The sequence below is a fragment of the Acidimicrobiia bacterium genome (assembly GCA_040289475.1).
In the GTDB taxonomy this organism is placed as follows: domain Bacteria; phylum Actinomycetota; class Acidimicrobiia; order ATN3; family PSLF01; genus PSLF01.
Genome location: PSLF01000011.1, coordinates 21,832 through 47,952, shown reverse-complemented (window position 1 = coordinate 47,952; position 26,121 = coordinate 21,832). Strand labels below are relative to the sequence as shown.

The following is a 26,121-nucleotide window of genomic DNA, read 5'->3' as shown; positions in this document are numbered from 1 at the left end:
CCGAGAGCATAAAAATTTTTGCGAGTACATACTGGAGAAGTACTCCAGAAGATGGTTATGACAGCCCTGTCACAAAGGGCTTCCGAGAAAAGCTACAGCAGGCTGCTGCCCGAATCGAGCGGGGCTTTTAGGAAACGACTTTTCAAGGGATTGGCTGCTGTGTCTCCCGCGGCAGCAACGCTGGCGTTCCCTGCTCCTTCTCTGTGGCCGCTCGCTCTTGTATGTCTTGTCCCGGTGCTTTTGGTCCTTTCCAGAACCGAGAGTAGGAAGCAAGCTGCGTTTCTGGGATGGACAGGGGGGGCTGCGTTCTTTTTGACGACCCATTACTGGATGACCCATAAAACGCATGTTTTTCAACCTTTTATTGCGGCCATGTTTGGTGCTACGTGGCTCCCGTGGGCCCTTGCCGCCAGGGCCACTCTAGGTCGAGGTCGGGTGTATAGAGCCCTGTGCCTTGTCCCTTCGTTTTGGGTTTTAGCAGAGGCCGGACGCTCATGGGACCGCCTCGGGGGTCCATGGGCTCTTCTAGGAGCTACTCAGTGGAATTCTTTGTGGGGACTGGAAATCGCTTCGTGGGGTGGTGTGTGGTTTGTGGGGTGGGTCGTCGTAGCCGTAAATACGGCAATCGCAGCATCGGTACTCTTCGCTCGGCAGCGTTCTTTCGAATCTTGGGGGGGCAGGGAGCTCCCTAGTTCAGGTGCTGTTACGACATGCTTGCTTTCTCTCGCAGTCGCGATTGCAGCAGCGTGGATTGTAGCGTCGACGAGACGCCCGCCGGAGTATGCCCGTGTTCTGCGGATAGCCGGGGTCCAACCGGGACCAATAGGCCCCGCAGAACAGCGATTCACTGTGGCGGAGGCGATGACCCTAACGCTTCAGAAAGGCTACGACCTAGTGGTGTGGGGTGAGTCCTCCCTCGGCGAGGATCCTTTCTTGCACGATATTTACATGCAACGGCTACAGGCTCTGGCTTCGGATACCGGTGCACCTCTGCTAGCCAATGTAGATGCACGTTCTCGGACAGGCTCCATATACAAAACCTCTCTTCTGGTTGACGCCGACGGGCCCAAGTTCCGCTATGACAAGCGAAGGCTCGTTCCGTTTGGGGAGTACGTTCCCGCAAGGCCACTTATGGGTTGGGTCAGTTGGTTCACAGATGCCGCACGTGAAGATCGGGGAAGGGGACAGCATGATGTGGTGATGCAGCTTTCGAAGGCGGGCGTGAGCGTTGCTCCACTTATATGCTTCGAGTCGGCTTTCCCGGATATGAGTCGGTCTCTCGCACAGAAGGGATCGGATGTCATTGTTGTTCAATCCGCTAATACGACCTTCCAGCGGAGCTGGTTGCCCCGACAGCACGCTTCCTTAGCCGCTATTCGGGCCGCCGAGACGGGAAGGCCGGTCATACACGCAACGCTGAGCGGAGTGTCTGCAGCGTTCGACGCCTACGGCGCCCAACTCGCTTATGTGAGCACAGAGTACGAGGGTACCTGGAGTGTAGACATTCCTCTTTTTCAGCGAGACACAGTGTATTCAATCGCGGGCGACTGGGTAGTGTGGGCATCCATCTTGCTAAGCGCGGTCGTGGGCGGACTCTGGGTGTTGGCGAACCCAAGGCGCGGAAGCTCTGAATAGCTGTGAACCCAACCCGTCTTGAGCGGAAGATGCGTATGAAACTGTCTACTCATCCTATAGTTCAAGGCGAATGGGCGAAGCGAGTCAGCCACTTTTTCTGGTTATCTCCCAACCGGACCGACAATGTCCTGACTGTCACCGGCCGTAGGGCTTTCCCAGGAGCCCTGAAAGTTTCCACGCAAAAGATGGCTCTAAACCTTTCATGAGATGGGGGGTCGGTCGTGGCCTGCGTGCTGCCTTCCAGGCAGCACGCTTTTTAGATGGTTCGATGGTAGCTCGTTGGCGCTCTGTCGAAGCAGAAGCCTCTGACTGCATGATCGCGACGACTGCTGCGGTTATCGCCGATGTCTCCTCTGGCGTGGGCTCGGGAGTGATCACAAATGCATAGTCGGCGTTAGGCGTAAATAGCTCCCCACGACTTTCTCCGACTGTCACCGTAGAATTCGAGTTGTTTTCTACTCCCGATGCTCGAGGGTTCATAGCGGCATGTTTCCATGCTTGCGGTGCGGCAGCGACTCTCGCTTGTCGAGAAGGACCTCGAGCGCACTGATGAGACGAGGCCGCGTCTCGGAGGGAAGTATCACCTCGTCAATGTAACCTCTCTCGGCAGCGATGTAGGGATTTGCGAATTGAGCCTCGTACTCGGCGATCAGTTCACGTCGCCTGGCTTCAGGATCTTTGGCGGCAGCGATTTCCTTGCGAAAGATGATCTCGACGGCTCCTTGAGAACCCATCACAGCGATTTCTGCAGTAGGCCAAGCGACACAGTAATCGGCCCTGATCGACTTGGAGTTCATGACGACGTAAGCTCCGCCGTACGCTTTTCTGGTGATGACCGTCATTCGTGGAACTGTCGATTCGCAGAATGCATAGAGCAGCTTAGCGCCATGGCGGATAATGCCCCCATACTCCTGATCTGTGCCGGGAAGAAAACCTGGAACGTCCACAAAGGCAACTAAGGGGATGTTGAAAGCGTCGCAGAACCGCACGAACCGGGCTGCTTTAGTAGACGAGTCGATATCCAAAGTGCCGGCCATCTCCATGGGTTGGTTGCCCACTATTCCTACCGGGTGACCGTTGAGCCTAGCGAACCCAATGACAATATTCTTGGCCCAGTACGGGAAGACCTCGAAGAACTCCCCTTCGTCAACGACCATCTCTATGACGTGGCGCATGTCATAAGGTTTGTTGGGAGAGTCTGGAATAACCGAGTCTAGCGCTGTGTCGCATCTCGATGGATCGTCTTCGCACTCGTATGAAGGGGGCTCTTCCATGTTGTTGGAGGGGAGAAACGAGAGAAGGTACCTCACTGCCTCTAGGCAGGAGGGTTCGTCGTCGGCGACAAAGCTCGCTACTCCCGATCGAGAGGCATGAGTCATCGCTCCACCTAGCTCTTCGAAGGTTACTTCTTCTCCTGTGACGGCCCTTATGACGTCTGGTCCAGTAATAAACATGTGCGAGGTGCCCTTTACCATGAAGATGAAGTCTGTCATCGAAGGCGAGTAGACGGCCCCACCTGCCGTAGGCCCCATGTTCACCGAGATCTGAGGGATCACTCCGGAGGCCTGGACGTTTCGGTCAAAGATCCTGCCGTAGCCGTTGAGGCTCACCACTCCCTCTTGAATTCTGGCTCCCCCGGAGTCGTTTATCCCGATTACCGGTGCGCCAGTTGCCATTGCAAGGTCCATGATTTTGCAGATTTTCTCAGCGAACACTTCCCCTAATGAGCCCCCGAAAACGGTGAAGTCTTGAGAGAAAACAAAAACCTTCCTACCGTCTATTCGGCCCCACCCAGTTACGACGCCATCGCCCAGGGGCCGCTCCTTGTCTATACCGAATGCGGTAGAGCGGTGGCGCGCTAACTGGTCTAGCTCGACGAAGCTTCCAGGATCCAGAAGTAGCTCCAGCCGCTCCCTAGCGGTCAGCTTGCCCTTGGCATGCTGCTTCTCCACCGCCTTGGCCGATCCGGCGTGTAGAGCTTCGTCTCGGCGCCTCTTCAGGTCAGCGAGGCGTTCTGCTGTAGTGGGTCTCGGAGGCTCTTGGGAACTACTCATCCTCACCTTCTCTCGTACCGTTTGTCTTTTTCCGGGGTTTGACTACCTCGCGCTCTCTGTTTTATCTGTTTTAGAGGTTTCGACTACCCAACACGACAAATTGTTCGTGCACATTCACTCACTCCTGTACTAGCTCCACGAGGATTCCAGGTCCATCCTTGGGGTGAACGAACGCGACCATTTTCCCGCCGCCACCAAGGCGAGGACGATCGTCGATTAGCTGTGCATCTTGAGCGCTTAGCTCCTCGAGCAACCCGTCGAGGTTCTCGACGCCGAAGCCTATATGGTGGATACCCTCACCTCGTTTCTCCAAAAACTTGGCGACCGGTGAGTCGTCGGCCGTGGGGGCGAGGAGCTGAATGTAAGACTCGCCTACTTGGATCATCGCTTCTTCAACTTTGTCTTGGGGGATCTCCTCGCGAGACGCGACTTTTGCCCCGTAGCGTCGAGCGAAATACTCAATTGCGGCATCTAGGTCTCTGACTGCGATCCCGATGTGATCCACCTTCGCGAGCTTCATGCCCAAACCTCCATACGATCTGGCGCGTCTAAGTTGGCATAGCCGTCGGCCAAAAGGGTACCTAAACAATGCGAGTGTGACACCAGATTGGTCTTGGCTTTTCGGGGTTACTGCGGTTAGGTGGTTTCTCGAGGCTCGCTCAGCGATAGACTACGAGGTGGGTCGGGGTTGCCAAAATTGTTGCGCACCCGCTGATTCTTGCTGCAGAAAGGAGCACACGATGGCAGGTTCGGTGATTCTAGATGGTGCTAGGACGCCCATTGGGAAGTTCATGGGCAGTCTATCCAAGTTCACGGCGATGGACCTTGGGGGTTTTGCCATTCAGGGCGCCCTATCGAAGTCAGGTGTCAGAGCTGAAGACATAGATTACGTGATTATGGGGCAGGTCTTGCAGGCTGGCCAAGGCCAGATCACTGCGAGGCAGGCTGCGAGTAAGGCGGGCATCTCGATGGAAGTGCCCGCCCTCACGGTCAACAAAGTGTGTCTATCGGGAATCAACGCAATTTATCTAGCAGATCAGATGATCCAAACTGGCGAGGCCGATCTTGTAGTAGCCGGAGGTATGGAGTCCATGACGCAAGCTCCGTACCTGATGCCCGGTGCCAGAAGTGGGCTGCGCATGGGCGATGGCAAGGTGATCGACTCCATGATCTATGACGGTCTGTGGTGCGCGTTTGACCACTGCCACATGGGCGAGGGATCTGACCGAAACAATGCCCGGTTGGGCATCACCAGGGAAGAGCAAGACCTCTGGGCCACCATGTCCCACGAGAGAGCAGCTGCCGCTACGAAGGCGGGAAAGCTCGGCGAGGAGATCGTTCCTGTCGAGGTTCCCCAGCGCAAGGGCGACCCCATTGCGGTCGACTCGGACGAGGGGATCAGGCCCGAAACCACCCCTGAGTCGCTTGCCAAGCTTCCTCCTGCCTTCGATAAAGAGGGGACAATAACTGCAGGAAACGCCAGCCAAATCTCGGATGGAGCATGTGCGGTCATTGTGGCTAGCAAGGAAAAAGCAGAATCATTGGGAGTAACGCCTTTAGCCGAGATCGTCTCATACGGAATGGTAGCGGGACCCGACGCGACGTTGCATAGCCAACCTTCCCGAGCGATTTTGAAGGCTCTCGACAAGGCAGGCTTGGGCGTAACCGAGATCGACCTATACGAGATCAACGAGGCTTTCGCAGCTGTCGCAATTCAGTCTGCAAAGGAACTTGGGATTCCGAACGACATAGTCAACGTGAACGGTGGAGCCGTTGCTTTGGGGCATCCTATCGGTGCTTCCGGCGCACGTCTGACGCTGACACTGGCTATGGAGCTAAAGAGGCGGCAGGCAAAGTTGGGAGCTGTGGGGATATGCGGCGGTGGAGGCCAGGGCGACGCGATCGTTCTTCGCTCGCTTTAAGATCCTCGCGCCCTGTTCTTTGTGCCTAGTGCCGGTGGGCAAGCGCGCCAGCGTTTCTCAGGGCTGCACCTAGCAGCACGACTAGGGCGCCTCCCAAAGCGACGTACATTCCGGGGTCTGGCACATAGGCGATCTCGCCAGTGGCGCCAGTCTCTCCGGAGAGGGCTAGTTTTACCAGGAATGCCGCGGGAGTCAGGATTGCTAGTAACCCTGCGATAGTGAGGCCGGTGGCCGCCAGCTGGCTGCGGGGCACCGCCAGGCCTACTACTGCGATGAGCACCAGCACGGCTAATACCGACGCTGCTGTGAGCCAGGGTAACGGGTATGATCCGGATACTCCGGTTACCAGAAGCGAAATAGGGAGAGAGCCAGGGCCCAGCGCCTGTCCCTCGGTCGTGCCGTGCACGGAAATCCACGGCATTGCTATAGAGGCTAGTAGAGCGAGAATCCCGACGCCGGAGATCAGGTCGATGGGCGTGTAACCGTTTCTCCGAGATGGTTTGGTGGCGGACCCAGACGAACCGACGTACTGCGGTAAACGAACTCTCCATGGATCTGGAGCCTCCACGGCTTTCAGCTCATGATGATCGACCATCCATGGGTCGGGGTTCGGCGGTACGTAACTTTGTGCTTGCCGAGGTGATGTTTGAGCGGTCAGGACCTCGACATTCTCGGATGAAGCCGACGCCCTGACAGCCGCCGCATACGTGTTGTCCAGTTCCCCATCGAGTTTCGTCTTATTGTCCGGGGCTGCCATCATCTCCAGCGATCGTAGAAAATCCTCCCCCCTAACTTGCCGCAGCCGCTCGATGATCTCCGATGGACTTTGGGGAGAGTCGTCCAGGGAAACCGGCAGAGGGTTGGGACGACTCGGCGAGGGCTGCACATTCGAGGAAGGCTGGAGCCTCGGGCTCACCCCGGTTTCTTCTACTGGAAGCTGCGGTTGAGGAAGGGGGGACTGGCACGAGATACAGGCGCGAACTCCCGGCATGTTCGGGAAGCCACAAGCTGGACAGTTGACAGTATCAGGCGCACACATCCGCCCTTTATTCCTTTCACAACCCGTAGTGGGATCTGCTCAGCTGCAAATAGTATCGGATCGTGCTGTCGCTTCTTGGAATACGCCATTGCGACTACTCGGGCAAGGTCGAAGAGATTTCATTCAGAAGTAGCGCTTTGTTGGGATGCCGGTTACACTCGTCGCCCGCAGTTGCATTGAGGTCGGGAGTCCTTTCCAGAGTCTTCGGCTACAGCAAGCCCGACCGCCTATAGGATAGTGGCCAGAGTGAAGCGACCATCCGAGGAGGTCTGAAGCAAATGCCTGCAGCACCATGGCAAGAAGCCAAGGTGAGAGAAGTTTTCATCGAGACCCCCGAGACAAAAACGTTCCGTCTCGACCTTGAACAGCCCATTGATTTTCTTCCGGGACAGTACGTGAACATCAGGTTCGAGTTTCCCGACAGAGGACGGGTGCAACGGGCTTACTCCATCGACTCGTCCCCTACCAACAAGGACTTCATCGATCTGACGATTCGCAAGTTCGAGGACGGGACAGTTTCGAAGCACATGTGCGACAACATCGGAGTCGGCGACGTGGTTCCTACCAGAGGGCCCTTCGGGAAGTTCGTGTGGACTCCGGACTTGGGAGGACCTTTATATCTGATAGCCGCAGGTTCCGGTATCGTGCCTCTCATGTGCATGATCCGCTACTGCGACGAGCTAAAAATCCACGATATTCCCATCACGCTGTTATATAGCTCCAAATCCTGGGATTACATAATCCACAGAGACCAGCTGGCCGAGATCGAATCCCGGATGCCTAACCTTGAAGTGATCCACACCCTAACCCGGTCTCCGAATGACGAACGAGTCCGATATCACCGGCGTATAGACAAGGAGATGATAGAGGCCCACCTACCTGCGGGCGCTCTGTGCTATATCTGTGGGCCTCCAGAGATGTGCGAGAACTCCGAAAAGGCACTTATAGATTTGGGGGTCCCACCCGAGCGAATCAAGCTAGAGAAGTACGACTGAGCAGTACCACGGTGGACACCGTAGGGTTAGAGATTTCGGTTTAGAGATTTCCTTTTAGGCGTGGCATGCGCGGTCTTTTTTGCCAAAAAGCGTTAGAATCCGTGTTTTGGAAAGACCGGACTCGCCAAAAGATGCGGGTTTCATGGGCTCCCAGCCCCGCCACACCTGTACGCTAGCGACACGCTAGTCAAGCCTTCGAGAAAGTACATCTCGGCCCTTATCGTTCCCTTCGTTCCACCTCCGGAAATTTCGACAATAGATTTTCCATCGGCGTACGGGAACAGTTGTCCATCCGGGTATCGCATTGCCATCCCCACGGGCACCTCATAGGTTCCGTCCCCGTGGAAGTTGTCGATCTTGAAGTTCGATCGCCATGTTCGGTCGCCTAATTTAGCATCTTCTATTTCGACCCAATACTCGTTCGTTGGCATCGGAGAGCAGATAACCACTGCCTTAGACGGTTCAGTCTCTCTGATTCCACCTGTCGTCTTGATGATCGCAGTAGCGTCAGGTGGAAGTGCCTGAGGTGGCATTTCGTTTTTGGGGATAAAGATAGGCTCCTCTCCAAGTGGCTGAATGTCTTGGGGAGGAACGACAGTGTTTTCTGGGTTCGGACGGGGGAGATCTCGACCTCTTGGATCTTTGATTCCTGTCTCGAGCTCCCCTTTTGAGTGCTCATCTCGTCCCTCGTTCTGCGTGCTAGACCTGCTCAGTACGCCGACGATGAGGGCAGTTAGTACCGCAGCAATTACTACCCCGGCGGATGCATATACGGCAATCTTCTTATTCAACGCTGCCCGTACCTCGTCTTACGCGTTGTTTATAAGGTCGAGTCGTATGGGAGCTCTGCTTCAATGTTCGGGTAGGTCTCTCGGCAACCGCTACACCATCTTTCAACCTGTTCTTGAGGAACCGGCTCGGGGTTTTCCACGTCTTCGTAGTACATTCTTCGTACCGGCTGCAAATCTTCGACAAGGGTCAAGGCTCCGCACGAGTCGCACGGGGCAGTGTCTGGTTTACCGTTCATGTGTTCGATAAGATTTTCGATCGCGACCTCCAATTTGGTTCTCGTCAGTGTCAGTCACTGCCTCCTGTAGCTGCCTGCCGTATCGATACTTCTATGTTCTGATTGACCTTTGAGTCAACCGCGGATCTCTCCAATATCTCGGGTACCCCACTCGAAGCAATTCGAAAAACTACTCCACTTCTCGACGCCACTCGAAGGCACGCCCCAAGGTGAGTTCGTCCGCGTACTCAAGATCGGATCCTACGGGAAGACCGCTTGCGAGCCGCGTCACGGTAACTCCTCTCGGCCTGAGAGTTCTTGCCAAGTACATCGCAGTAGTCTCGCCTTCCACGTTGGGGTTAGTGGCGATAACGACCTCTTTTACCTCGCCCGCATCCAGTCGGCGTATAAGCTCCGGTATGCGCAGTTGCTCTGGTCCAATCCCTTCTATGGGATTCAATGATCCGCCGATCACGTGGTAGAGACCTTGAAAGCTACCCGTCTTTTCGATGGCGAGTATGTCCTGAGGGGACTCTACTACGCAGATCAACGAGCGATCCCGACGCGGATTTGAACAAACGGAGCATTTGTCACCAGCTGCGTAGTTGAAGCACTCGAGGCACAGTGATATCGAGTCTCTTACCTGGATGAGCGCAGACACAAGCGCGTCGATTTGTTTTCCCCCCGTCTTTAGTAAATGGAACACAATGCGCTGCGCCGTCTTCCTGCCGATGCTCGGAAGGCGAGAGAACTGCTCTATGAGGTCTTCTATCGGAGGTTCAAACAACGGATTGCTCCTAGAAGACTTGGCTCGCTCAGGCGTTGTGATCGGATTCGTCGGCACCCAGGTGATGGCTTCTGGGTCCTCGGTCTGGGCTAGACGAGGAGTTCAAGGAAGAAGTCGGGTCGGGGCCGGACATCAGGCTCTGACCGAGGAACTCATCAAGGCCAGGGATGGGACCCAGCTGGGAAAGAGTGCCCTGGGCTTCAGTTGCAGCAAGACTTTCCAGCTTTGCGAGAGCATCGTTTATCGCCGCTGCTATTAGGTCTTCTAACACTTCGATATCCTCTGGGTCAAGGCATTGAGGTGAGATTTTTACTCCTGCCACCCTGTGATCTCCCTTTAATGAAATTCGAACCATGCCTCCCCCGGCGCTCCCTTCAACCGTTCGATCTCGAAGATACTGCTGAGACTCGACCAACTCTTTTTGCACCCTCTCTACATTGGCCAGAAGCTCTGCGATATCGAAACTTTGGATGCTCCCTAGCCCGGAAGCGCTCTTCGGTGGCAACGATTTTTTCTTTTTGGGCTTCTTGCTCATTGGACTACCTCGATAGGATGCTCCCATCCAGCTGGATGGTGAAACTAGTAGCGCTCAATCGTAGAGCGGGGTCCCTCCTAACTCCTCTTTTATCAACTTGTCCGCTATCTCGCGGGCTCTAGCCCTATTGCGAGGGAAGCTCGGAGAGCTGTTTTCGGAGCCCTGGTTGTTCTTACCAGAATCCTCCGCTTCCTGCCCACTGTTTCCGCTCTCGTCGGAGGATACGACCCGAGCGGATATATTGAGTGGACTGCCGAACACCGACGTCATCTCGGGAGCTATCACGGCCCTGAGTGCCTCAGCACCTTTGGCGTGAAACTCAAATTTTTCGGGGTACTCGATTATGAGGGTAGATCCGTCGATCTCGACCGGCCGAGCTTCTTGGAGTAAGGCCCGGGCCTTCATTTTCTTTGCGCCCTTGAGGGCCGAGAGCAGCTGCTCCCATTGAGATACAAGCGAAACCGAGTTTGTTAGCGTACCGCTCTGGGAACTCGGGTAGCCCAGGGGAGAAGATGCCGCTTCTGGGACCTTTTTAGGTGTGACGAGATCTTTTTCCTTGTCCGAGGCTCCAGGCGGCCTGAGCACCGTTTCGCCGCCCTCCTTCTCTTCCGCGCTGACGCCTCGTTCTCGATCCGACTCGTGGCCCCTTGCCGTCCCTGAAGCGAGTTTTCGTTCCAGGCGGACAAGTTTCTCTTGGAGCTCCTCCACACGGCGTGCCAGCTCTGCCAACGAGGGAGCTTCTTCGGGTTTGCACATTCTTACTACTCCGAGCTCGAACGCGAGCTGGGGTGGTCCTCCAGATGCCATGGACGCGAGCACGTCGCCTGTAATTTCGAGACACCGCAAAATAGATGGTCTTCCCATCAGCTTGGCGATTTCAGCCAGTTCCTCTGCGCTTTGCGGATCTACTCCTGCAACTGCCTGGGTCTGCCGGGTGGGTAGATACGATGCCACCATCAGATTCCGGAGGTAGGCTGCGAAGTGTTGAGCAAAGGATCTGAAATCTTTGCCGCTCTCGGATAAAGATGCAACGACTGCTAAACAATTTTCGATGTCGCCGGTGGCTATTGAGCGTGCGAGGGAAACAGACGTGGTAGTTTCGTCGTCGCCGGCGATAGACGACACGCTCTCCTTCGTGATGTGACCACCCGTTGCTGCTATGAGTTGGTCGAGGATAGAGAGGCCATCCCTAACGGATCCTCTTGCCAAAGCTGCCACCCGCTCTATGGCCTCTGGCTCGAAATCTATACCTTCCTTCTCGCACACACTCGTATAGTGCTCTGCCAGCTCGGAGGGGGTGATGAGCCTGAACTCAAAGTGCTGACACCTACCGGCTATTGTGGGAGGAACTTTTTGAGGCTCTGTTGTCGCAAGAACGAACACGATATGCTCAGGGGGTTCCTCCAAAGTCTTCAATAGCGCATTGAATGCATGGGAGGAAAGCATGTGGACCTCGTCGATTATGTAGAACTTTTTCCTCGACAGAGCTGAAAGTCCGGTAGGAACGTTGGATAGAAAGTCCCTCGTTTCCTCGACCTTGGAGTGGGTCGCAGCGTCGATCTCGAACACATCTGGGAAGGTTCCTGCTGCTATCTCGGTGCAGGCCTGGCATTGCCCGCACGGTTCTGGGGTGGGGCCTTTCTCGCAGTTCACCGCTTTGGCCAGAATGCGGGCAGTCGATGTCTTTCCGGTACCTCTTGGTCCCGAGAAGAGATAGGCATGGAATACATGACCCCGTACCACCGCGTTGGAAAGCGTTCTCGAGACGTGTGGCTGTCCGATGATCTCCGAGAACGTCTGGGGGCGGTATTTCTGATAAAGGGAGGAAAATGGCATGCGGATAAGACCTTCTGTCGATCTTGGCGGACTTAGCTGGGGCCACCGCGCGGCCCCCCTAGCTAGACATACTGGCTCTTGCACCTTTCGAAATCTCTAAAGAGCTGTGGCCGTGCACCTGCCCTTGCCCGCTTCCGGCTGAACGCTCCGAAGGGGCCGACTGGGCCAGGAGCTCCTACGGCACCCGGCCACACCTGCTTAGAGCTGCTTCCTTCCGGACCTGACTCGGTTCGCAGGGCGCCGTCGCGTAGGACCCGACCGTATGCGCCGGCACACCTTGGAGCTACCCAGCTTTCCGCGGTCGCAGGCAGGAGTTCGGCCCGGCGTGAAGGGGATTTCCGGTTCAGGGTACCCCTAGCTCCCCGCCTAGCACGGCCACTGCAAAGTATAAGGGATGCGCGATTAACCCTCACCGGGAGCGTAAATCATCTGGACAGCCTAGCTCTAAAAAAGCTTCGCCTCTCCCGGGTAGGAGATCCGTTTCTTTCCTTCGACTCGCGCAAATGCGGGTAGACAATGGATTTCGCAGTCTCTCCCGCGTATGTGGCGAACTTGCCATCCTCTTACAACAAAAGCATCGGAGAGGAGGCGCCTGTGGCACCTGTGCGGAAGTGCTTCTGCACACATGAGAACCGTGCGTTTGTCCTTAGCCTTGTTCTCGATCCTCGCAAGGGCTCGCTCGAATTCTTGCGTTTGCATGAAATCGGCGTAAGCCCTAAACGACCCTACTTTCCACCCTGTGTTGGGCGAGTTTGGGCTGGGCTTTCGATATCCCCCGAGTTGCTCAATCCACTCGTACTCAATGCCGCGCTGTTCGAGGGCCGTGGAAAGTGAATCTTTGTTGAAGTGAGGAAACTTACGAGATGAGGGCCATCTCCTAATGTCCACCAAAAATGCAATGGCATGAGATTCGAGCATGTCCAAAAACTCGTCTAGACGTCGATTAGAGTGACCGATCGTGTGCACGACACGTGGCCCTAGGCAGGAGGAGAGCTCGGCTATGGAACCTGATTGATCCACAGATTTCCTCCGTGGAAGGCAAAGCGGAGGGGGAGGGATTCGAACCCTCGAGGGGCGTAAACCCCTACACGCTCTCCAGGCGTGCGCCCTAGGCCGGACTAGGCGACCCCTCCAGTCTAGCAGTACGAATCGGGAACCGATAGTGCCAAGGGACGGACCGATCCGTATCTTTTGATGTCGTCTGGATTAGAGTAATTGGCCCTGCGCCTCAGTGCGGAAGAAAAAGATTTCGATGACGTATGAAGAATTGATCCGTATCGCTTTAGAGGAGGCCCATCGGGCGGCCCAGCTGGGAGAAATTCCGGTGGGGGCAGTCGTGGCGCTAAACGGAAAGATTCTGGCCCGGGCTCACAACTTCCGCGAGGCTACTTCCGATCCCAGCGCCCACGCGGAGATTGTAGCGCTTAGGGAGGCGGGAGAAAGGCTTGGGACATGGCGACTTGAGGGCACTACTGTAGCGGTCACCCTCGAACCGTGCGCAATGTGTGCGGGAGCGTTGGTTAATGCCCGGGTACGCACGCTCGTTTATGGCTGCCCAGATCCCAACGCGGGAGCAGCACTCTCGTTGTACAACATTGTCCAAGACCCTAGGCTCAACCACGAGCTTGAGGTGGTGAGTGGGGTGCTCGCTCGGGAATGCGCAGCGATTCTGGAGCAATTTTTCGAAGTGCGGCGAGGAAGTCCGGAGACAAGACATGACGATTAAATCTGAAGCAAAAGCAATAGCCCGTGACATGGCTGTCGTTGTGGTGTGTGCGGCTGGAGCCAGTACTCCAGCCATACGTCGTCTCGACGACAAAGCCTTCGAGACGCTACATCGGCCGATGACGGATGATCGATCCTGGCGCCGAATTTGGTGGATTTTGTCTCAAGCGGGATGGTTCGGCTCAGTGGTGCTTGTCTCCGCTGTACTTGCCAAATCCGGCCGACTTCGGTCGGCCACTAGGGTGTTCATCTCGGCTGCAGTGGCGTGGGTGGCGGCTCAAGCAATCAAGAAAGCCACCGGAATCGAGCGACCGTGGGACCGCTTAGATGGTGTGAACAAGACCGGCGGAACACCTCTGGGTACCGCTTTTCCATCAGGGCATCCCGCCGTGGCTAGGGCGGTGGCGGTGGCTGTAAGCAAAGACGCTGCCGTCCCGTTGCCGCTTCGTGCTGCTTTGGCTCTTCTAGCTTTTCTCGTTCCAGCAGCCAGGATCGGAGTGGGAGCACATTACCCTCTTGATGTGATAGCTGGCTTTTGTTTAGGAGACATGTCTGGTCGAATAGTCCGTGCGATTCTCGGCTAGCAGACGACTCAGGCGTTGTCTCTGTGGTTGTCTCTGTGGGGGACGTGTTTGGTTTAGCGCATTCTCAAGCTGCAATTGCTCAGCTGCTCGCCGTCTGAGTAGATGACTGAAAGCCGACCTTTTCAGTGGTGTTGGACGGGCTGCGAGCTGATAGCGGCGGATAACGTGGGCTCTCCGAGTGAGTCACCCAGGTACACTGCCTCGCTGGAGGAGTCGCCTAGGCTGGACGATGGCGCCGCACTCGAAATGCGGTAGACCCGCAAGGGTCTCGTGGGTTCAAATCCCACCTCCTCCGCTCTTTAGAATTAGTGCAGACGGACTGCGCATTGAATGCTCGCCTTTTGGGATTGGTCCAGTAGACACCTCGCCTTCCCATACATCTGTCATTCCTTGATAAGCTGGGACGATACCCCGCAATCTTCCCCGCCGCCTACAGTTGAGGTGCCCACGCCTTCTTACGCGGGACACTATGGAGCTCCACCAGCAGGCGCGCTGGCAGCACAGTATCCGGCTGCTGCAACGGCATCTGCTGCTCCCGTGGGAAGATCATCGGCTGTCATCGCATGGGTACTCGCCGCGATTTTCTTTGTGACTTCGCTTGTCTTCGGCGGACTTTTCGTGGCGAAGAGCAACGAGGTTGCTAGTCAACGCAAGCAACTCGCGGCCCTGAGAGGCGAAGTAAATTTGAAGCAGCAACAACTCGATAGCATGCAGAAAGATTTCGAAAAGCTTCTTGGGGCGGGAGCCGACTTGCTCGGTCGCTTGAACGAAGCAAAAGACATCGTTGATCGTATTGATCCCACGCTTTGGTTGCTGGCCTGCCCCAGTGAGTCGTCAAGACAGTTGGCCTTTACCTAGGCGTACCACGTTAGAGACGGTTTTGGCTAGTGCTTCCGTGCCTATAGAGGCATCACCCATTGCTACTTCTTTCAATTGGAATTCAAGGCTGGAAACGCTCGCCTCGGGGGGTCGAGCTAAATCGGATTTTTCGATAGAGTCAAGAGCAGTGCCAATCTCCTCTGTAAGCGAATCAACGAATGTAGTCTCTGTTGTAATAGATTTCAGTAGCAAGCTAGCAGCTTCCGAGAATAGTTCCCTTGCGCCAATAGTGGGAAGGCACCGCAGCAAGGCCGTCTCGTCCGACGAGCCCCGGCGGTAAGCGATTGCGAGCTGGTGGGATTTCGCCAGTCCTGCAGCAGCAACGCCTAGTGCTACAAGGGAGCCCTCGATCCGCTGCCGACTAGCCCATCCTGGCACTACGTGGGTGTCCGAACCCGAGTACCTCCCCGTTGATGTTTCTGCAAGGTAAACCATGAAACGTTCTTCCCAACCAATGGCCGAAACAAGTGCCGCCCCTGCACGGCTCGGGTCACTGCCTTCGCAAAGGGTTTTAGACAGCTGGGCGAGCGCCTCGGTGGAGTTCCAGAGATAAGTCACAATTATGTGCGCCCGGGCATCTGTCCACACCACCTGCATGTACTCGCCAACGGTGTAGGCTCCGTCTCGTACGGTCTCGGGCTCTGGGAAGCTTTGACTGCGAGTGTTGGGTATTCGAGCTAGAAGTTGAAACTGCTTAGTACGCCACGAGTTCCATGCTGCCGCCACGTGTATCTCTTGGTTTGCCGGGAGCGCGTAGGAAAGGGTCGACGTTATCTCGGAATCAGCAAGAAATAACAGTGCTTTCCCGCGATCGAAAGTTTGATCTCGCGTAGATTCGGCGAGGCCTTCGGAGTAGCCGTTGGCTGTCCACACGAGAGCGTATCCGGCTGCTTCCAGGCCCGCTGCTACATAGGCGACCCGGAGTGCTTCGTCGATGCCCAAGGGGCGCCTAACCCTTGGGTCGGATTCGATCATCGCAGACGAGTCAGCGGGCTTGGGCGCGCCGCCGCAGGCCGCCGCCAACAAACACAGCGCTAAGGTTGTAGCAATCCCCTTGTTTTGTCTTCTCCTCAATGTCTCCTCGCATAGACCTATTTGAAATTTTCAGCGCTGATACCGGTTCGGAGAGTTTTGCTGCTTGTAACGCCGCTTCGAGGCAGTGTACCGATCGGGCCTACTTGCCGGTGCTGTGGCCATAGTGTCAGGTCAGCCGGTGATCTGGCAGAGCTGACACAGCTCTAAGGATCGACTCGAACGGTAGTCCCCTGTATTTACTAGAAATGTTTCAGGAACGGATAACGACGAGCAAAAGAAGTTCAGAAGAAGAGATTCGCAGATTCGAGAGGATTTATGGGACAAGGACGCTGCTGCAACGAGCAAGGGGACCTCTGCCATATTTGCTTAAAAAAAGAGCAAGGTGGCGAGGGGGGGAGCCACCTTGCTCTCGCATCAGAGTGGCTCGGAGCTAGGCCCCGAACCAGCTCTGAATAACTTGTGCAAACATCATATCTCCGCTTATTTTCAGCTGTCCAGACATAAACAGCTGCATGCCATCAGCCTTTCCAGCAACCATCCTAAGCCAGTTGGGAAAGCTGATCTCAAGGGTAACCCGTGGGTTTTCTCCAGGCCCTTCTTTCAGTTCGCACTTGCCATCGGCGACGTTCATCGAGTAGCTGATCGTTTCGTCTGGAGTTGTTATGTCGTACTGAATTACCGCGGACTGACCCGCTGCCTTGTCGGGCTGAAATCGCGAAGCCATCGCCTGAAATATGGGGCCCAGTATCGATTTGTAGCCTTGGGTCTTTCCTACCTCGTTGATCTCGTCATCGGACTTTTCCTCGATCATTTCTGCAAGCTGAGCCCTAGGATCGTTCTCTCCCATGACCACCCTCCTTTCTTCTTGGTCTTGCGTGGGCTTTTACGTCTTCGGCCCCAACCCCATCCCTATCCCATCGCTAGCCTCTAGATACAGCGAAGAAATCGACCGCAAATCAGACTTTGGGTCTTAGCGTTCGAGTCCAAGCGGGAGGGCCCGGAGCACGAATGGACTCTGTGACTATATTGGAATAATGACTCTCTGTAAAGAGAGGTTTACCGAGTGGTAACAAACGGCGGCACCAGCGGCTCAGCAGATCAAAAGGCGTTTACTCCTGACCTGAGTCAAGCAGAACGCTTTTCCCAGGAAGGGTCGGATGGCGATAGCAGCGCAGAGCATCGCGTCGTGTCGTATTTAAGATCACTAGGCATAGCTGAAGAGCGCATACGGAAAGCCCAAGCAGAGGGCAGCCTTGATGTCCTCGCACTTGAGGCAATTCTTTTGCCGCCTGGTCCGAGATACTCTCTGGAAGAGGCTGCTAGAGCGACTGGGATCCCGGGTGACATCGGCATTAGGATCTGGCGCTCGCTGGGATTTCCGGAACCGCGCTCTCTGGACGAAACCATACTCACTGACGAAGACGTCGAGATGCTCGCGGTCGCAAAACGTTACTTAGACCGCGGTGTTGATCCGGAACTGCTCGTTCAGTTTGTGCGCACTCTCGGTTTTTCGCTTTCTCGCATCGCCGATGCTGAAATTGCCGCTGTTGGAGCGATGGGGGAAGGGCTACTCGGCAGGGAGATTTCAGAGCGGATGGCATCCCGAGCCGCGGAACGCCCAGTCGAAGAGGTATTTGCAGAGGTCGTGAGAGAGAGAGTGTCGGAGATGGCGAGGCTGTTGGATTACGGACACAGGCGCCATCTTATCTTTGCGGCCCGGAGAGAGATCAACTGGCAGCCTGGCAGCAGGGCAGGGGTGGAGGCGGGTGTCGTCGGCTTTGCCGATATGGTCGGATTCACCGCGATGAGCCAGCAACTCGATGCCGTGGAGCTAGCTGTGACGGTGGAAAAGTTTGGATCGCTTGCTTCCGATGTCGTCGGGATGGAGGGTGGGCGCGTCATCAAGATGATCGGGGACGAGGTGATGTTTGTGTTCGAGGAGGCCGCTGATGCAGCGCGTGCCGCACTCGATCTCGCCGATGCGTACTCGGCGGATCGCGATCTGTCTACAGTGAGAGTCGGTCTCGCCAGTGGCGATCTTCTGGTTTTAGACGGCGATTACTATGGTCCCGTCGTCAACTTGGCGAGTCGTATCGTAAACATAGCTCTTCCCGGCACTGTCGTGGTCTCGGAGTCGATGCGGGACGAACTAGATGGCCGCGAGGAGTTCGAGCTCAAGCCAGTCAGGCCCAGACGATTGAAAGGAATCGGAGTAGTTCGGCTGTGGGTGCTTCGGCGCCGGGGTAGCCAGCAGAGGGGTATCACGGCCCAAGACTTGCGTCAGATTGGGGCTCAAGCCGTGGCCGAGATATTAGGCGAAGGGATCTGATGAGCGAGGCAAAAAAACACATGCGTTTGGCCACTTGGAACGTGAACGGGATCAGGGCAAGACTCGAGCGCTTACTCGAGTGGCTCCTGGAGAGAAGTCCAGACGTCGTTGCTTTACAGGAATTGAAAAGTGACGACGATAACTTTCCCTACGACGAGCTAAAAAAATCCGGCATGTATGTTCTGGCTCATTGCCAAAAGGGTTGGAATGGAGTAGCGCTTTTGAGCAAAGAGCGCCCCACGCTCATTGAGGCGGGCCTGCCCGGATTTGAGGACGCCGGCGCCCGGATGATCGCTGCAGAGATAGGGCAAGTCAAAGCCGTGAGTGTTTACGTACCTAATGGAAAAGACGTGGATCACGATGATTACAAAGCCAAGCTGGAATGGCTCGAGGGCTTCCAAGAGTACATAGCAGATACATTTAGCCCCACGGACGAGCTGTTCATAGGCGGCGATTTCAACGTAGCTCCAGAAGATATTGACAGCTACGATCCGGAGGGCCTCCGCGAGACTATATTCCATACCGAAAAAGAGCGGAAGGCATTCGCATCTTTGCTGGAGTGGGGATTGGTCGATGCTTTTCGGCTCGCAAATCCCGATCTTCAGTTCTTTACTTGGTGGGATTACCGCGGGGGCAACTTTCACAAGAATTTGGGCTTGCGCCTAGACATTGTTTTGTTGACCAAGCCCCTGGCAGATCGGATCGAGTCGGTCTGGGTCGATAGGGATTACCGTAAGGGGAGCAAACCGTCCGATCACGCACCAGTCATCGCGGATCTGTCCTAAAGGAGCAGTCCGAAAACCTCTTCCGTTCTGGCAACCAACCCTTCGTCGGCTGTTACCAAAGCTTTCTTGCGATTTTGTTTACTCGGAATGCCTGGGACTCTTAGCGAAGCGGAACAAGACGTCGTCGCGGGAAAAGATAGAGTCGGTAATGCGTGCTGGAAGGACACGGCCTACCTCTGCAGCCCAAGCCAGAAGCGTAACCCTATACCGCGGCTGGGGCCTTTTGGCGGTTAGTGCACGATGTATGACTCTTGCTACAGAGTGGGGATCTTTGCGGAAGCGATCTAAAAGACCCAGGCCGTTCTCCCAAAACCGCGACAATTCTTTGGCGCGTTCGGGGTCTTCGCGTTCGAGTCGGGAGGCGACCCGCCTAAGTTCTTCTCGCGATCTTTCTCCAAAAGAAGTAGCTATGGGACCAGGCTCCACTAGTACCACATGAACGCCGTAAGGGCGGAGCTCCACTCTCATAGCGTCGGACAGCGCCTCCAAGGCGAACTTGGAAGCGCTGTAGATTCCTAGATTGGGGGTGACTATCCGTCCGGCTGCGGAGGATATGTTCACGATTATTCCCCTCGAATTTCGTTTCATTTCCGGGATGACTGCTCTTGCGACCCTGTGCGCTCCAAAGACATTCACTTCGAAGAGGTTAGCCACCTCTTGTGTCGACACAGCATCGACAGGTGCTGGAATTCCATAGCCTGCGTTGTTTACGACTGCTGCGATGCCTCCAAATCTCGCTCTAGCCTCCTCGACAGCATGCAAAACGGATCTCTCGTCGGTCACGTCACAACTAATCACCGCCATTTTGTCGGATTCCAGGTCTGCGATCAGATGCGTGTTGCGACCAGTCGCAGCGATTGAAAAACCTTTCTTGTGCAAGAACTCGGCCGTGGCCCGTCCAATTCCACGTGTTGCACCAGTAATAAAGACGCATCCCTCAGATTCCAAGACCATGTCGGCTTTCACCCCTTTCCGTCTCGGCGCTGGCTAGACAAGGGGGATCGGCGCTCACCGATCTCGCCTCGCAAAATGACAGAATGCGACAATACCGCAACAAAGAGGAGGACGGTTACAAGAGAGGAGGCTGTGTGCCCAGAAACATGGACAAGTGGCTCGGTGACGGAGGCATGCCGCTTTTGGAGGAGCTCGGTGTGACGATCAAAAGCTATGGTGCCGGGTTCGCCGAGGCAGATTGGATGCCCACACCACTGTGCTGCAATCCACAGGGCTATGTGCAGGCTGGGGTCTTCGCTGTAGCGCTGGATGCTTTGATGAACTTTGCAGTACTCGCTGCCCTCGAGTCGGGCGAAACGACGGCAACTCTGGAGATGAAAACATCTAACCTCCGCCCTGCCGTGGAGGGAAAATCTTTGCGAGTTGAGGGGCGAGTTGAGAGAGTGGGCTCCGCCGTTGCTTTTACTGTTGGTTCAGTAACCGACCAAGCCGGTAGAACAGTTGCCCAAGCCATGGGAACTTTTTTCCTGCGAAAACACAAGACCCCTGATCGTAGTTAGTTTGCTTGATACCCCGAGTACCTGAGCGAGCCGGATTGGGGTATACGTCACCAAGCTCCTCATTTGCCGAAAAGGGCGAGGGAGGCAGTGAAGCTATGTAAGAAATTTCTGCGTCCCACCGGTCCTATCTCGCCCGCGCAAAATAATCCTGCCACCGGCACCGACCCTAGCATTTCTGAGACCACCGTTGCATCGTGGTGAGGTGTACCGAAAAAGCGCGTACCTCTGCCGTTGCAAGTGAACAAAAGAGCTGCCTCAGCTTGCTTGCCGGAGAGAAGCGATACGAGATCGTCGTGGGAAGCTTCTGCGTCAAGTACGTGGAACTGCACCGTTTGTCCAACGTCAATCTCGTCGCCCAATGCGATCGCCCCTGAACTCCGGTCGGCGGCTATGACGTTTCGTATGACGAAGTCTCCTCTCTCGAATTCGACCTGGTTTTCGTCTGCCACGAATCCGATGTGTAGACCCCGGAAGGCCAGCCTCGCGCCCTCTCCATCCGAGGCAAGTGACTCTTTCAGTCTCTCTGTTGCTGGCCTACCTCCAAGCTCGTAGATGACGTTCGCCTCGGCTCTTGTGACCACGTACGGCTTTCCGATAGGCGTGCATCCCTGTGAGACAACGGTATCTATAGGTACGCCTCGGAGCAAGACTCCCACGGCTCCTTCGCTTGTGATAGTACGGTCGAGGACGAGCCTGTTCTGACCAGGAGCTGATGCTGCCGAGGCCATCCCACCTATTGCGGTAACGGATGGGTAGCCTTCGTTCAGCCGGTCCAAAAATGCGGCCACGGGGAAGCTGTATGGGTCGGCGAGTAGAAGGGCTACAGTCGGGCCAGGGACCTCCCTCGGCCACCCCAAGAGGGCGGAATCTTTCCCCATGGATATTGCCTCCAGCAAAATGGGTTCTGCTATTAGGTGTGGAGAAGCTATGCAGAACAATGCCAGTGCAGGGCCCTGTTCGTATTCTGTGCTTCCCGCCAGCACCCCTTGGGCAGAGGCGCCTACTAATATTTCTGGCCTCAGGATCTCGTGGCAGGCGTCGACTATCTCACGTACTGATGCGAGGTGGTGGTCGGTGATAAAGATCACGGCGAGTTCTGGTTCCTTGCCGTCGAGCGCGTCCATAACCTGTCCGAAGACCTCGCCGGCTGCGACTCTGGGATCGGGATGACTCGAGCTACCCGAGGCGTACGAGTACATAAGGGCCTCTTCGTCGCTGGACTCCAGCACGTTCTGTACTGCGTAGAGGGAGATTACGTCGAGACAACGCTACCGTCTCGGTCTCAGCAGTCCCAATGAAATGTCTCTTATTTGTATTACGGAGGCAGCCCGAATCATAAGAAGAGCAAGGGGCTCGAGGTATCTGCACGAATCGATCGGACCGGTGTCGCATGGATCGAATCCTGCCGCCGATATCAGTTCAGCCACGACTCTCTTCGCTCGTTCGTCTCCTCCGCAGTAAAAAACAACTGGTTTTTGTCCCTGATACAAGTCCGCGGGATCTCTGCTGGCTCCGATCACAGTAGCGGGGACTGAGTGAAACGCCCCTACCGTAACAGCACCTAAAGCCATCTGGGCGATCTGCTCTCCGGCCGATGTCACGTGGCCTATCTCGAGATTTCCGTCTTCGCTTATTGGGTTGACGGTTTCTAGAAGGATTTTGCCGCCGAGATTTCCCATCTGCTCGATGGCTTCGGGGACCTGTTTCCACTTGGTCGACAGCACCAGAACATCGCATACCTTACCAGCCCGGGCTGGTGTCCCCCACGAGCCCCTCTCACCCAGCTCCGATGCGAGTCGCTGAAGTTTTTCTTGACTTCGAGAAAACGTATAAAAGATCTCGTGACCCGCCTCGTACCACCTATGAGAGAGTGCGAGTCCTATTTGGCCCGGCCCCACAATTCCGATTCTCAGTGTTGCCTCCCGGTCGCTTCTCGAAATACTCCAACTTTATTCCTCGGCTTTCTGAGAAACGACAATGGCGATAGTTGCCTTAGATGCTTTAGAAAATGGATTGATAGCTCTATCAAAAGCGGTTACGGCGAGTTCCCAGTAGAAACCAATTCTTCTTGAAGCTAACGCGTCCTTAAATGTATCCAGCAATCTTACCCATCTATATTTGTCTTTGTACCCCATACACAGCCAGTTATACACCACGAGATATTGCAAAGGAGTCGTGCCAAATTTCATTACTCTTCGAATCTTGAAACCGCAGTTTGCGATACGCTCGATCGCTTGAGGCAAAGGCTCAAGACCTATATGACCATCGTTGACAACAAATCCTTTTTCGAATCTTTCTGTATCGTGACGAGCAAAACGCATGAGAGCGTTATCTCCGAGGCTATCAAACTGCAAAATACACCACCCGCCCGGTTTTAGCGTTCTATACATTTCACCTAAGGCAAGATCTTTATCACGAGAGTTTAAATGTTCGTAGAAGTAGCTGCCCCACACCAGATCGGCGCAGTTGTCAGCTAGGGGTACATCTCTTATATCTGCTTGCAAAGTAAGATCATAAACATTTGCTGCGACTTGAAGGGAACTTAAGGATATATCTACTCCCACCGTAGTCGCTAGGGAAGCTACCCAGGCTATCCCTCCACCGCAAGCAAATTCCACTGCAGTTAGATCTGAGGATTCAAAGCGTTCAATAACTTGCTTTAGCTGCCCCATTAAACCTGACTTGCAAAGTTCGAAAAACGCCCAATCCTTCAGTCGGCTTTCGCCTGGGATATATCCAACATTATAGTCTGCCATGCCCTCGTAGAATTCATGAATTGTGTAAACATCTTGGAATTTTGAGGAATCTAAAAACTGAATAACACTTCCTGTCGTTGAGTACTGCTCGTTACAACTAGAACAACGAAGGGAGGGAAGAATGCTCGATCCGCATTTTGGGCACCGCAGTATAGTCAAGAGTTTGGGATTGATGTCATTAGTATTTGATGGCTTTAAGGTAGTTCTCATTTCCTTGGACTATCCAGATGAGCTCAATTGCACATGCGCACTAGGGTCCGAGATTAGCACGCGTTAGGGCGATCTTTATCCGATTGTTACGATGACCTGTCGATCCGCGGAGGGAGGGGGATTCGAACCCCCGGTGGGTTGCCCCACAATGGTTTTCAAGACCATCGCCTTCGTCCGCTCGGCCATCCCTCCGGGCGAATTCTAGGGCCTTTGTGTGGGCAATCGCCGGGTCCTTTATCACTGACTGCGAAGAACTTGTACGAGCAAAGTTGCAATGTGGCGAGCGGTGGTAAATCCTTGTTGCGCCCTGTTGTTTGAGTCGGACCGAGTTGCTAAGACTCGAGGTCCATTGCGCTTGAGGATTGTCCCTGTTGGAGACAGGGGAGCCGAGCGAAGGAGACGCGATACGCGATGTCTCGCCCGAAGCATGACCGGTGGTGGATCCTTATGCTGGCCTCACTTGGGCTCACGGCAGGTGGGTTGGTCTTGATTTTCTGGCCCAGCGAGGACGCCCGAGTTTTAGGGCGCGCAATTGGCATAGTTTTCGCTGCGAACGGGATACTCTTCGCCATTTCTGCTTTCTCGGTAATTCGACTCGGATATGACTGGGCAGTCCTCGCGTTCGAAGCCATCTGGATGCTCTCTTTAGGACTCCCCCTTTGGATCGATCCGAGCGGGTCTGCTACCGCATTGGCATCAGTTACGGGGGCAGTGTTGTTTTTGGGAAGTGCCATCCAAGTGTTGTTGGTTGCTGCCCTAAAGAATGAACTTTTCGGGCCTGATAGAGAGCTACTCGAGGGGATGTTGGGGCTCGTGCTCGGTGCGGCAATGCTGAGGTATCCGACTATTGGAGTGCGTGGTGTCGCCACCCTCACGGGCATCTGGATGCTCGGATCCGGTGTACTGGTTGGAATTACGGCGCTCGTGCTCGCAGGATTTGGAAATCTCCCAGATTACGGCAGTGGCGTGAGCAAGACTGCCTGAGCGATCTAGTTATGGAAGGCTGTTTCTGGTAGCGTCTGCTATAGCTGTGCGTACCGCGTCAGCAGTCATGTGTCTGCTGGCTCTTCTTCTCAGAGCACCGTCGGCATGTTCCAGCTCGAACTTTTGCTGTAGCGCGGCTTCTTCGGGAATCGACGATCTCGACGCGTCACCAACAATACCGTCGATGTTACCTCTCAGTTTGGCCCAAGCCAGCATCAGCTCCCCTCGAAGGAGGCTTGCAACAACAGATCGCAGCCCGCGCCCGATCAACACCCTGACTACCTGGACGCCTATTTGTGCTGTACTTCCATGACGCCGTATAAGCCATGATGTGTTTCTGTAGATGTAGTAAGTCTTGGCCAGCGGAACGGTGTCAGTAGAGCGACCCCCTGGGTGGATAACCCGCGAATCTGTGACCACTACGGTTTTCCACCCATCCACTGCTGCCCTGTAGCTCCAATCGGGTTCTTCTCCGAACAAGAAAAGTTTCGGATCGAGCAATCCAACCCTTCGTAGCGCATCGGCGCGATAAAGTGCGCACGCCCCGCAGTGGAATTCGACAATTGCCCGCTGGCCTCGAGCGGGCACCTCGGAGCTGCTCAGCCCGTCCGGTACGACACGAGCCAGCCAAAACGAAAAGCGCGATCCCGCGTTTGCCCACACCAGTTCGTCGTTTTCATACAAGAGCTGAACTGGTCCCGCCGCTGCCGTGTCAGGGTGATCTAAAAGTTCGGTGACCAGAGGAAAGAGGAATCCTTCGGTCACGACACAGTCGTTGTTTATAACGAGCACCGCAAAGGTGGAGGGATCAGCGAGCGCCCTTTGCATGCCGGCCGCGTTTCCACCTGCATATCCGAGATTCACGGGCAGATGCATATGGTGAAGGAATGGGAACTCCCTCGAGAGCAAGGCGGGACTTCCGTCCTCGGAGCCATTGTCGACGATGAGAATCTCTAAGTTGGGATATCCGCACTTCTCGAGGGTGCGTACGCACTCAGCGGTCATCTTGGCGTTGCGCCAATTCAGGACAACCGCCCATACCTTGGGCCACTCTGATACCGGCAAGTCGCCGGGGAAGTGGTCGTTTGAGAGCTTATGAGCTGGACCTTTATCAGCTGAATCCATCTGAGCTCCGCGGCGTGACGCTGAGTATATCCGCTCCAAAATCTTCGTGCTCGCCGAACTGATACTTTTTCACTAGTTATCTCTGCAGACCCCGCGCCCCTCGATGCTCCCAAAATCACAGGGCCGTTTCACATCTCTATTACCGCATGCCATGGAGCAATCCGGCACAATAGGCTTACTGTGGATGAAGTTATTGGTGGATATCGTGAAGTGCTCGTGCAGCATCGGAGAGCAGCTTCGGACACGCCTCTGTGCCAAGGTGGCATGAGGATTGGAGGGGTCGCCTAGTCCGGTCTAGGGCGCCCGCCTGCTAAGCGGGTTGGCGGATAAAGCCGCCTCGAGGGTTCGAATCCCTCCCCCTCCGCTCGGCTAAGCGAGAGCGATTG

General features: G+C 55.3%; 27 protein-coding genes, 4 tRNA genes and 1 other RNA gene. 12 read left to right on the top strand and 20 right to left on the bottom strand.

Annotation, left to right across the window (positions count from 1 at the left end):
• The first annotated feature begins 51 nt into the window (after positions 1 to 51).
• Complete coding sequence (gene lnt, locus C4318_06980; protein MER3454879.1) at positions 52 to 1,635, top strand: apolipoprotein N-acyltransferase; 1,584 nt, start codon at positions 52 to 54, stop codon at positions 1,633 to 1,635.
• 135 nt (positions 1,636 to 1,770) lie between these two features.
• Here the strand turns inward: lnt and C4318_06975 are convergent, their stop codons facing one another.
• The 3 genes from C4318_06975 to mce form a co-directional block, all read right to left on the bottom strand.
• Complete coding sequence (locus C4318_06975; protein MER3454878.1) at positions 1,771 to 2,115, bottom strand: hypothetical protein; 345 nt, start codon at positions 2,113 to 2,115, stop codon at positions 1,771 to 1,773.
• Positions 2,112 to 3,689, bottom strand: coding sequence for a methylmalonyl-CoA carboxyltransferase (locus C4318_06970; protein ID MER3454877.1), 1,578 nt, complete (start codon positions 3,687 to 3,689; stop codon positions 2,112 to 2,114). Before C4318_06970 ends, C4318_06975 begins: the two co-directional genes overlap by 4 nt.
• A gap of 118 nt (positions 3,690 to 3,807) precedes the next feature.
• Complete coding sequence (gene mce, locus C4318_06965; protein ID MER3454876.1) at positions 3,808 to 4,209, bottom strand: methylmalonyl-CoA epimerase; 402 nt, start codon at positions 4,207 to 4,209, stop codon at positions 3,808 to 3,810.
• Between the two features lie 220 nt (positions 4,210 to 4,429).
• On the opposite strand from mce, the gene C4318_06960 reads away from it, so the two are divergent.
• Positions 4,430 to 5,611, top strand: a complete 1,182-nt coding sequence (locus C4318_06960) for an acetyl-CoA C-acyltransferase (protein ID MER3454875.1) — start codon at positions 4,430 to 4,432, stop codon at positions 5,609 to 5,611.
• 25 nt (positions 5,612 to 5,636) lie between these two features.
• On the opposite strand, the gene C4318_06955 is transcribed toward C4318_06960, so the two are convergent.
• Entirely contained in the window at positions 5,637 to 6,497 is an 861-nt protein-coding gene (locus C4318_06955) for a hypothetical protein (protein ID MER3454874.1), read from the bottom strand.
• 431 nt (positions 6,498 to 6,928) lie between these two features.
• Here C4318_06955 and C4318_06950 point away from each other — a divergent pair, with 431 nt between their 5' ends.
• Positions 6,929 to 7,645, top strand: a complete 717-nt coding sequence (locus C4318_06950) for an oxidoreductase (protein MER3454873.1) — start codon at positions 6,929 to 6,931, stop codon at positions 7,643 to 7,645.
• Positions 7,646 to 7,785: 140 nt separating this feature from the next.
• On the opposite strand, the gene C4318_06945 is transcribed toward C4318_06950, so the two are convergent.
• The 8 genes from C4318_06945 to C4318_06910 form a co-directional block, all read right to left on the bottom strand.
• Entirely contained in the window at positions 7,786 to 8,436 is a 651-nt protein-coding gene (locus tag C4318_06945) for a hypothetical protein (GenBank protein ID MER3454872.1), read from the bottom strand.
• A 29-nt stretch (positions 8,437 to 8,465) separates the two neighbouring features.
• Positions 8,466 to 8,705, bottom strand: a complete 240-nt coding sequence (locus tag C4318_06940; protein ID MER3454871.1) for a hypothetical protein — start codon at positions 8,703 to 8,705, stop codon at positions 8,466 to 8,468.
• 136 nt (positions 8,706 to 8,841) lie between these two features.
• A complete protein-coding gene (locus C4318_06935) occupies positions 8,842 to 9,438 on the bottom strand; it encodes a recombination protein RecR (GenBank protein MER3454870.1) in 597 nt (198 codons plus the stop codon).
• Between the two features lie 28 nt (positions 9,439 to 9,466).
• Positions 9,467 to 10,000, bottom strand: coding sequence for a hypothetical protein (locus C4318_06930; protein MER3454869.1), 534 nt, complete (start codon positions 9,998 to 10,000; stop codon positions 9,467 to 9,469).
• Between the two features lie 27 nt (positions 10,001 to 10,027).
• Complete coding sequence (locus C4318_06925) at positions 10,028 to 11,809, bottom strand: hypothetical protein (protein MER3454868.1); 1,782 nt, start codon at positions 11,807 to 11,809, stop codon at positions 10,028 to 10,030.
• A gap of 110 nt (positions 11,810 to 11,919) precedes the next feature.
• Positions 11,920 to 12,184, bottom strand: an RNA gene (gene ffs, locus C4318_06920) — signal recognition particle sRNA large type.
• Positions 12,185 to 12,253: 69 nt separating this feature from the next.
• Positions 12,254 to 12,727 carry a DNA repair protein gene (locus C4318_06915; GenBank protein MER3454867.1) on the bottom strand — a complete coding sequence of 158 codons (474 nt, stop codon included), beginning with the start codon at positions 12,725 to 12,727 and terminating at the stop codon, positions 12,254 to 12,256.
• 126 nt (positions 12,728 to 12,853) lie between these two features.
• Positions 12,854 to 12,942: transfer RNA gene (locus C4318_06910), tRNA-Ser, on the bottom strand.
• 119 nt (positions 12,943 to 13,061) lie between these two features.
• On the opposite strand from C4318_06910, the gene C4318_06905 reads away from it, so the two are divergent.
• The 4 genes from C4318_06905 to C4318_06890 all read left to right on the top strand — a co-directional run bounded on the left by C4318_06905 (position 13,062) and on the right by C4318_06890 (position 14,976).
• Complete coding sequence (locus tag C4318_06905; GenBank protein ID MER3454866.1) at positions 13,062 to 13,535, top strand: tRNA-specific adenosine deaminase; 474 nt, start codon at positions 13,062 to 13,064, stop codon at positions 13,533 to 13,535.
• A complete protein-coding gene (locus C4318_06900) occupies positions 13,525 to 14,118 on the top strand; it encodes a hypothetical protein (protein ID MER3454865.1) in 594 nt (197 codons plus the stop codon). The genes C4318_06905 and C4318_06900 overlap by 11 nt, the downstream gene beginning before the upstream one ends.
• A 206-nt stretch (positions 14,119 to 14,324) precedes the next feature.
• A tRNA-Ser gene (locus C4318_06895) sits at positions 14,325 to 14,413 on the top strand.
• 146 nt (positions 14,414 to 14,559) lie between these two features.
• Positions 14,560 to 14,976, top strand: coding sequence for a hypothetical protein (locus C4318_06890; GenBank protein MER3454864.1), 417 nt, complete (start codon positions 14,560 to 14,562; stop codon positions 14,974 to 14,976).
• Here C4318_06890 and C4318_06885 read toward each other — a convergent pair.
• Entirely contained in the window at positions 14,953 to 16,071 is a 1,119-nt protein-coding gene (locus C4318_06885; protein MER3454863.1) for a hypothetical protein, read from the bottom strand. The genes C4318_06890 and C4318_06885 overlap by 24 nt on opposite strands.
• 391 nt (positions 16,072 to 16,462) lie before the next feature.
• On the bottom strand, positions 16,463 to 16,879 hold the full coding sequence (locus C4318_06880) for a sterol-binding protein (GenBank protein ID MER3454862.1): 417 nt from the start codon (positions 16,877 to 16,879) through the stop codon (positions 16,463 to 16,465).
• Positions 16,880 to 17,095: 216 nt separating this feature from the next.
• Here C4318_06880 and C4318_06875 point away from each other — a divergent pair, with 216 nt between their 5' ends.
• Both C4318_06875 and xth read left to right on the top strand, forming a co-directional pair.
• Positions 17,096 to 18,361 (top strand): hypothetical protein, encoded by a 1,266-nt coding sequence (locus C4318_06875; protein MER3454861.1) that lies wholly within the window; start codon positions 17,096 to 17,098, stop codon positions 18,359 to 18,361.
• A 20-nt stretch (positions 18,362 to 18,381) separates the two neighbouring features.
• Positions 18,382 to 19,146 (top strand): exodeoxyribonuclease III, encoded by a 765-nt coding sequence (gene xth, locus C4318_06870; GenBank protein ID MER3454860.1) that lies wholly within the window; start codon positions 18,382 to 18,384, stop codon positions 19,144 to 19,146.
• Positions 19,147 to 19,224: 78 nt separating this feature from the next.
• Here xth and C4318_06865 read toward each other — a convergent pair whose 3' ends face one another.
• A complete protein-coding gene (locus C4318_06865; GenBank protein MER3454859.1) occupies positions 19,225 to 20,112 on the bottom strand; it encodes a hypothetical protein in 888 nt (295 codons plus the stop codon).
• Positions 20,113 to 20,183: 71 nt separating this feature from the next.
• Here C4318_06865 and C4318_06860 point away from each other — a divergent pair, with 71 nt between their 5' ends.
• Positions 20,184 to 20,660 (top strand): hypothetical protein, encoded by a 477-nt coding sequence (locus C4318_06860; GenBank protein ID MER3454858.1) that lies wholly within the window; start codon positions 20,184 to 20,186, stop codon positions 20,658 to 20,660.
• A 59-nt stretch (positions 20,661 to 20,719) separates the two neighbouring features.
• On the opposite strand, the gene C4318_06855 is transcribed toward C4318_06860, so the two are convergent.
• From C4318_06855 to C4318_06840, 4 genes are all read right to left on the bottom strand, one after another.
• Complete coding sequence (locus C4318_06855) at positions 20,720 to 21,859, bottom strand: hypothetical protein (GenBank protein MER3454857.1); 1,140 nt, start codon at positions 21,857 to 21,859, stop codon at positions 20,720 to 20,722.
• Between the two features lie 69 nt (positions 21,860 to 21,928).
• The gene (locus C4318_06850; protein MER3454856.1) at positions 21,929 to 22,600 is read right to left on the bottom strand and encodes a hypothetical protein; all 672 of its coding nucleotides are present in this window, start codon (positions 22,598 to 22,600) and stop codon (positions 21,929 to 21,931) included.
• A 9-nt stretch (positions 22,601 to 22,609) separates the two neighbouring features.
• The gene (locus C4318_06845) at positions 22,610 to 23,626 is read right to left on the bottom strand and encodes a hypothetical protein (GenBank protein MER3454855.1); all 1,017 of its coding nucleotides are present in this window, start codon (positions 23,624 to 23,626) and stop codon (positions 22,610 to 22,612) included.
• Positions 23,627 to 23,733: 107 nt separating this feature from the next.
• Positions 23,734 to 23,818 (bottom strand) — tRNA-Ser (locus tag C4318_06840).
• Between the two features lie 219 nt (positions 23,819 to 24,037).
• On the opposite strand from C4318_06840, the gene C4318_06835 reads away from it, so the two are divergent.
• Positions 24,038 to 24,610: a hypothetical protein gene (locus C4318_06835; protein MER3454854.1), complete on the top strand. Its 573-nt coding sequence runs from the start codon at positions 24,038 to 24,040 to the stop codon at positions 24,608 to 24,610.
• Positions 24,611 to 24,619: 9 nt separating this feature from the next.
• Here C4318_06835 and C4318_06830 read toward each other — a convergent pair whose 3' ends face one another.
• Positions 24,620 to 25,735, bottom strand: a complete 1,116-nt coding sequence (locus C4318_06830) for a hypothetical protein (GenBank protein MER3454853.1) — start codon at positions 25,733 to 25,735, stop codon at positions 24,620 to 24,622.
• 273 nt (positions 25,736 to 26,008) lie between these two features.
• On the opposite strand from C4318_06830, the gene C4318_06825 reads away from it, so the two are divergent.
• A tRNA-Ser gene (locus C4318_06825) sits at positions 26,009 to 26,099 on the top strand.
• Positions 26,100 to 26,121 lie beyond the last annotated feature (22 nt).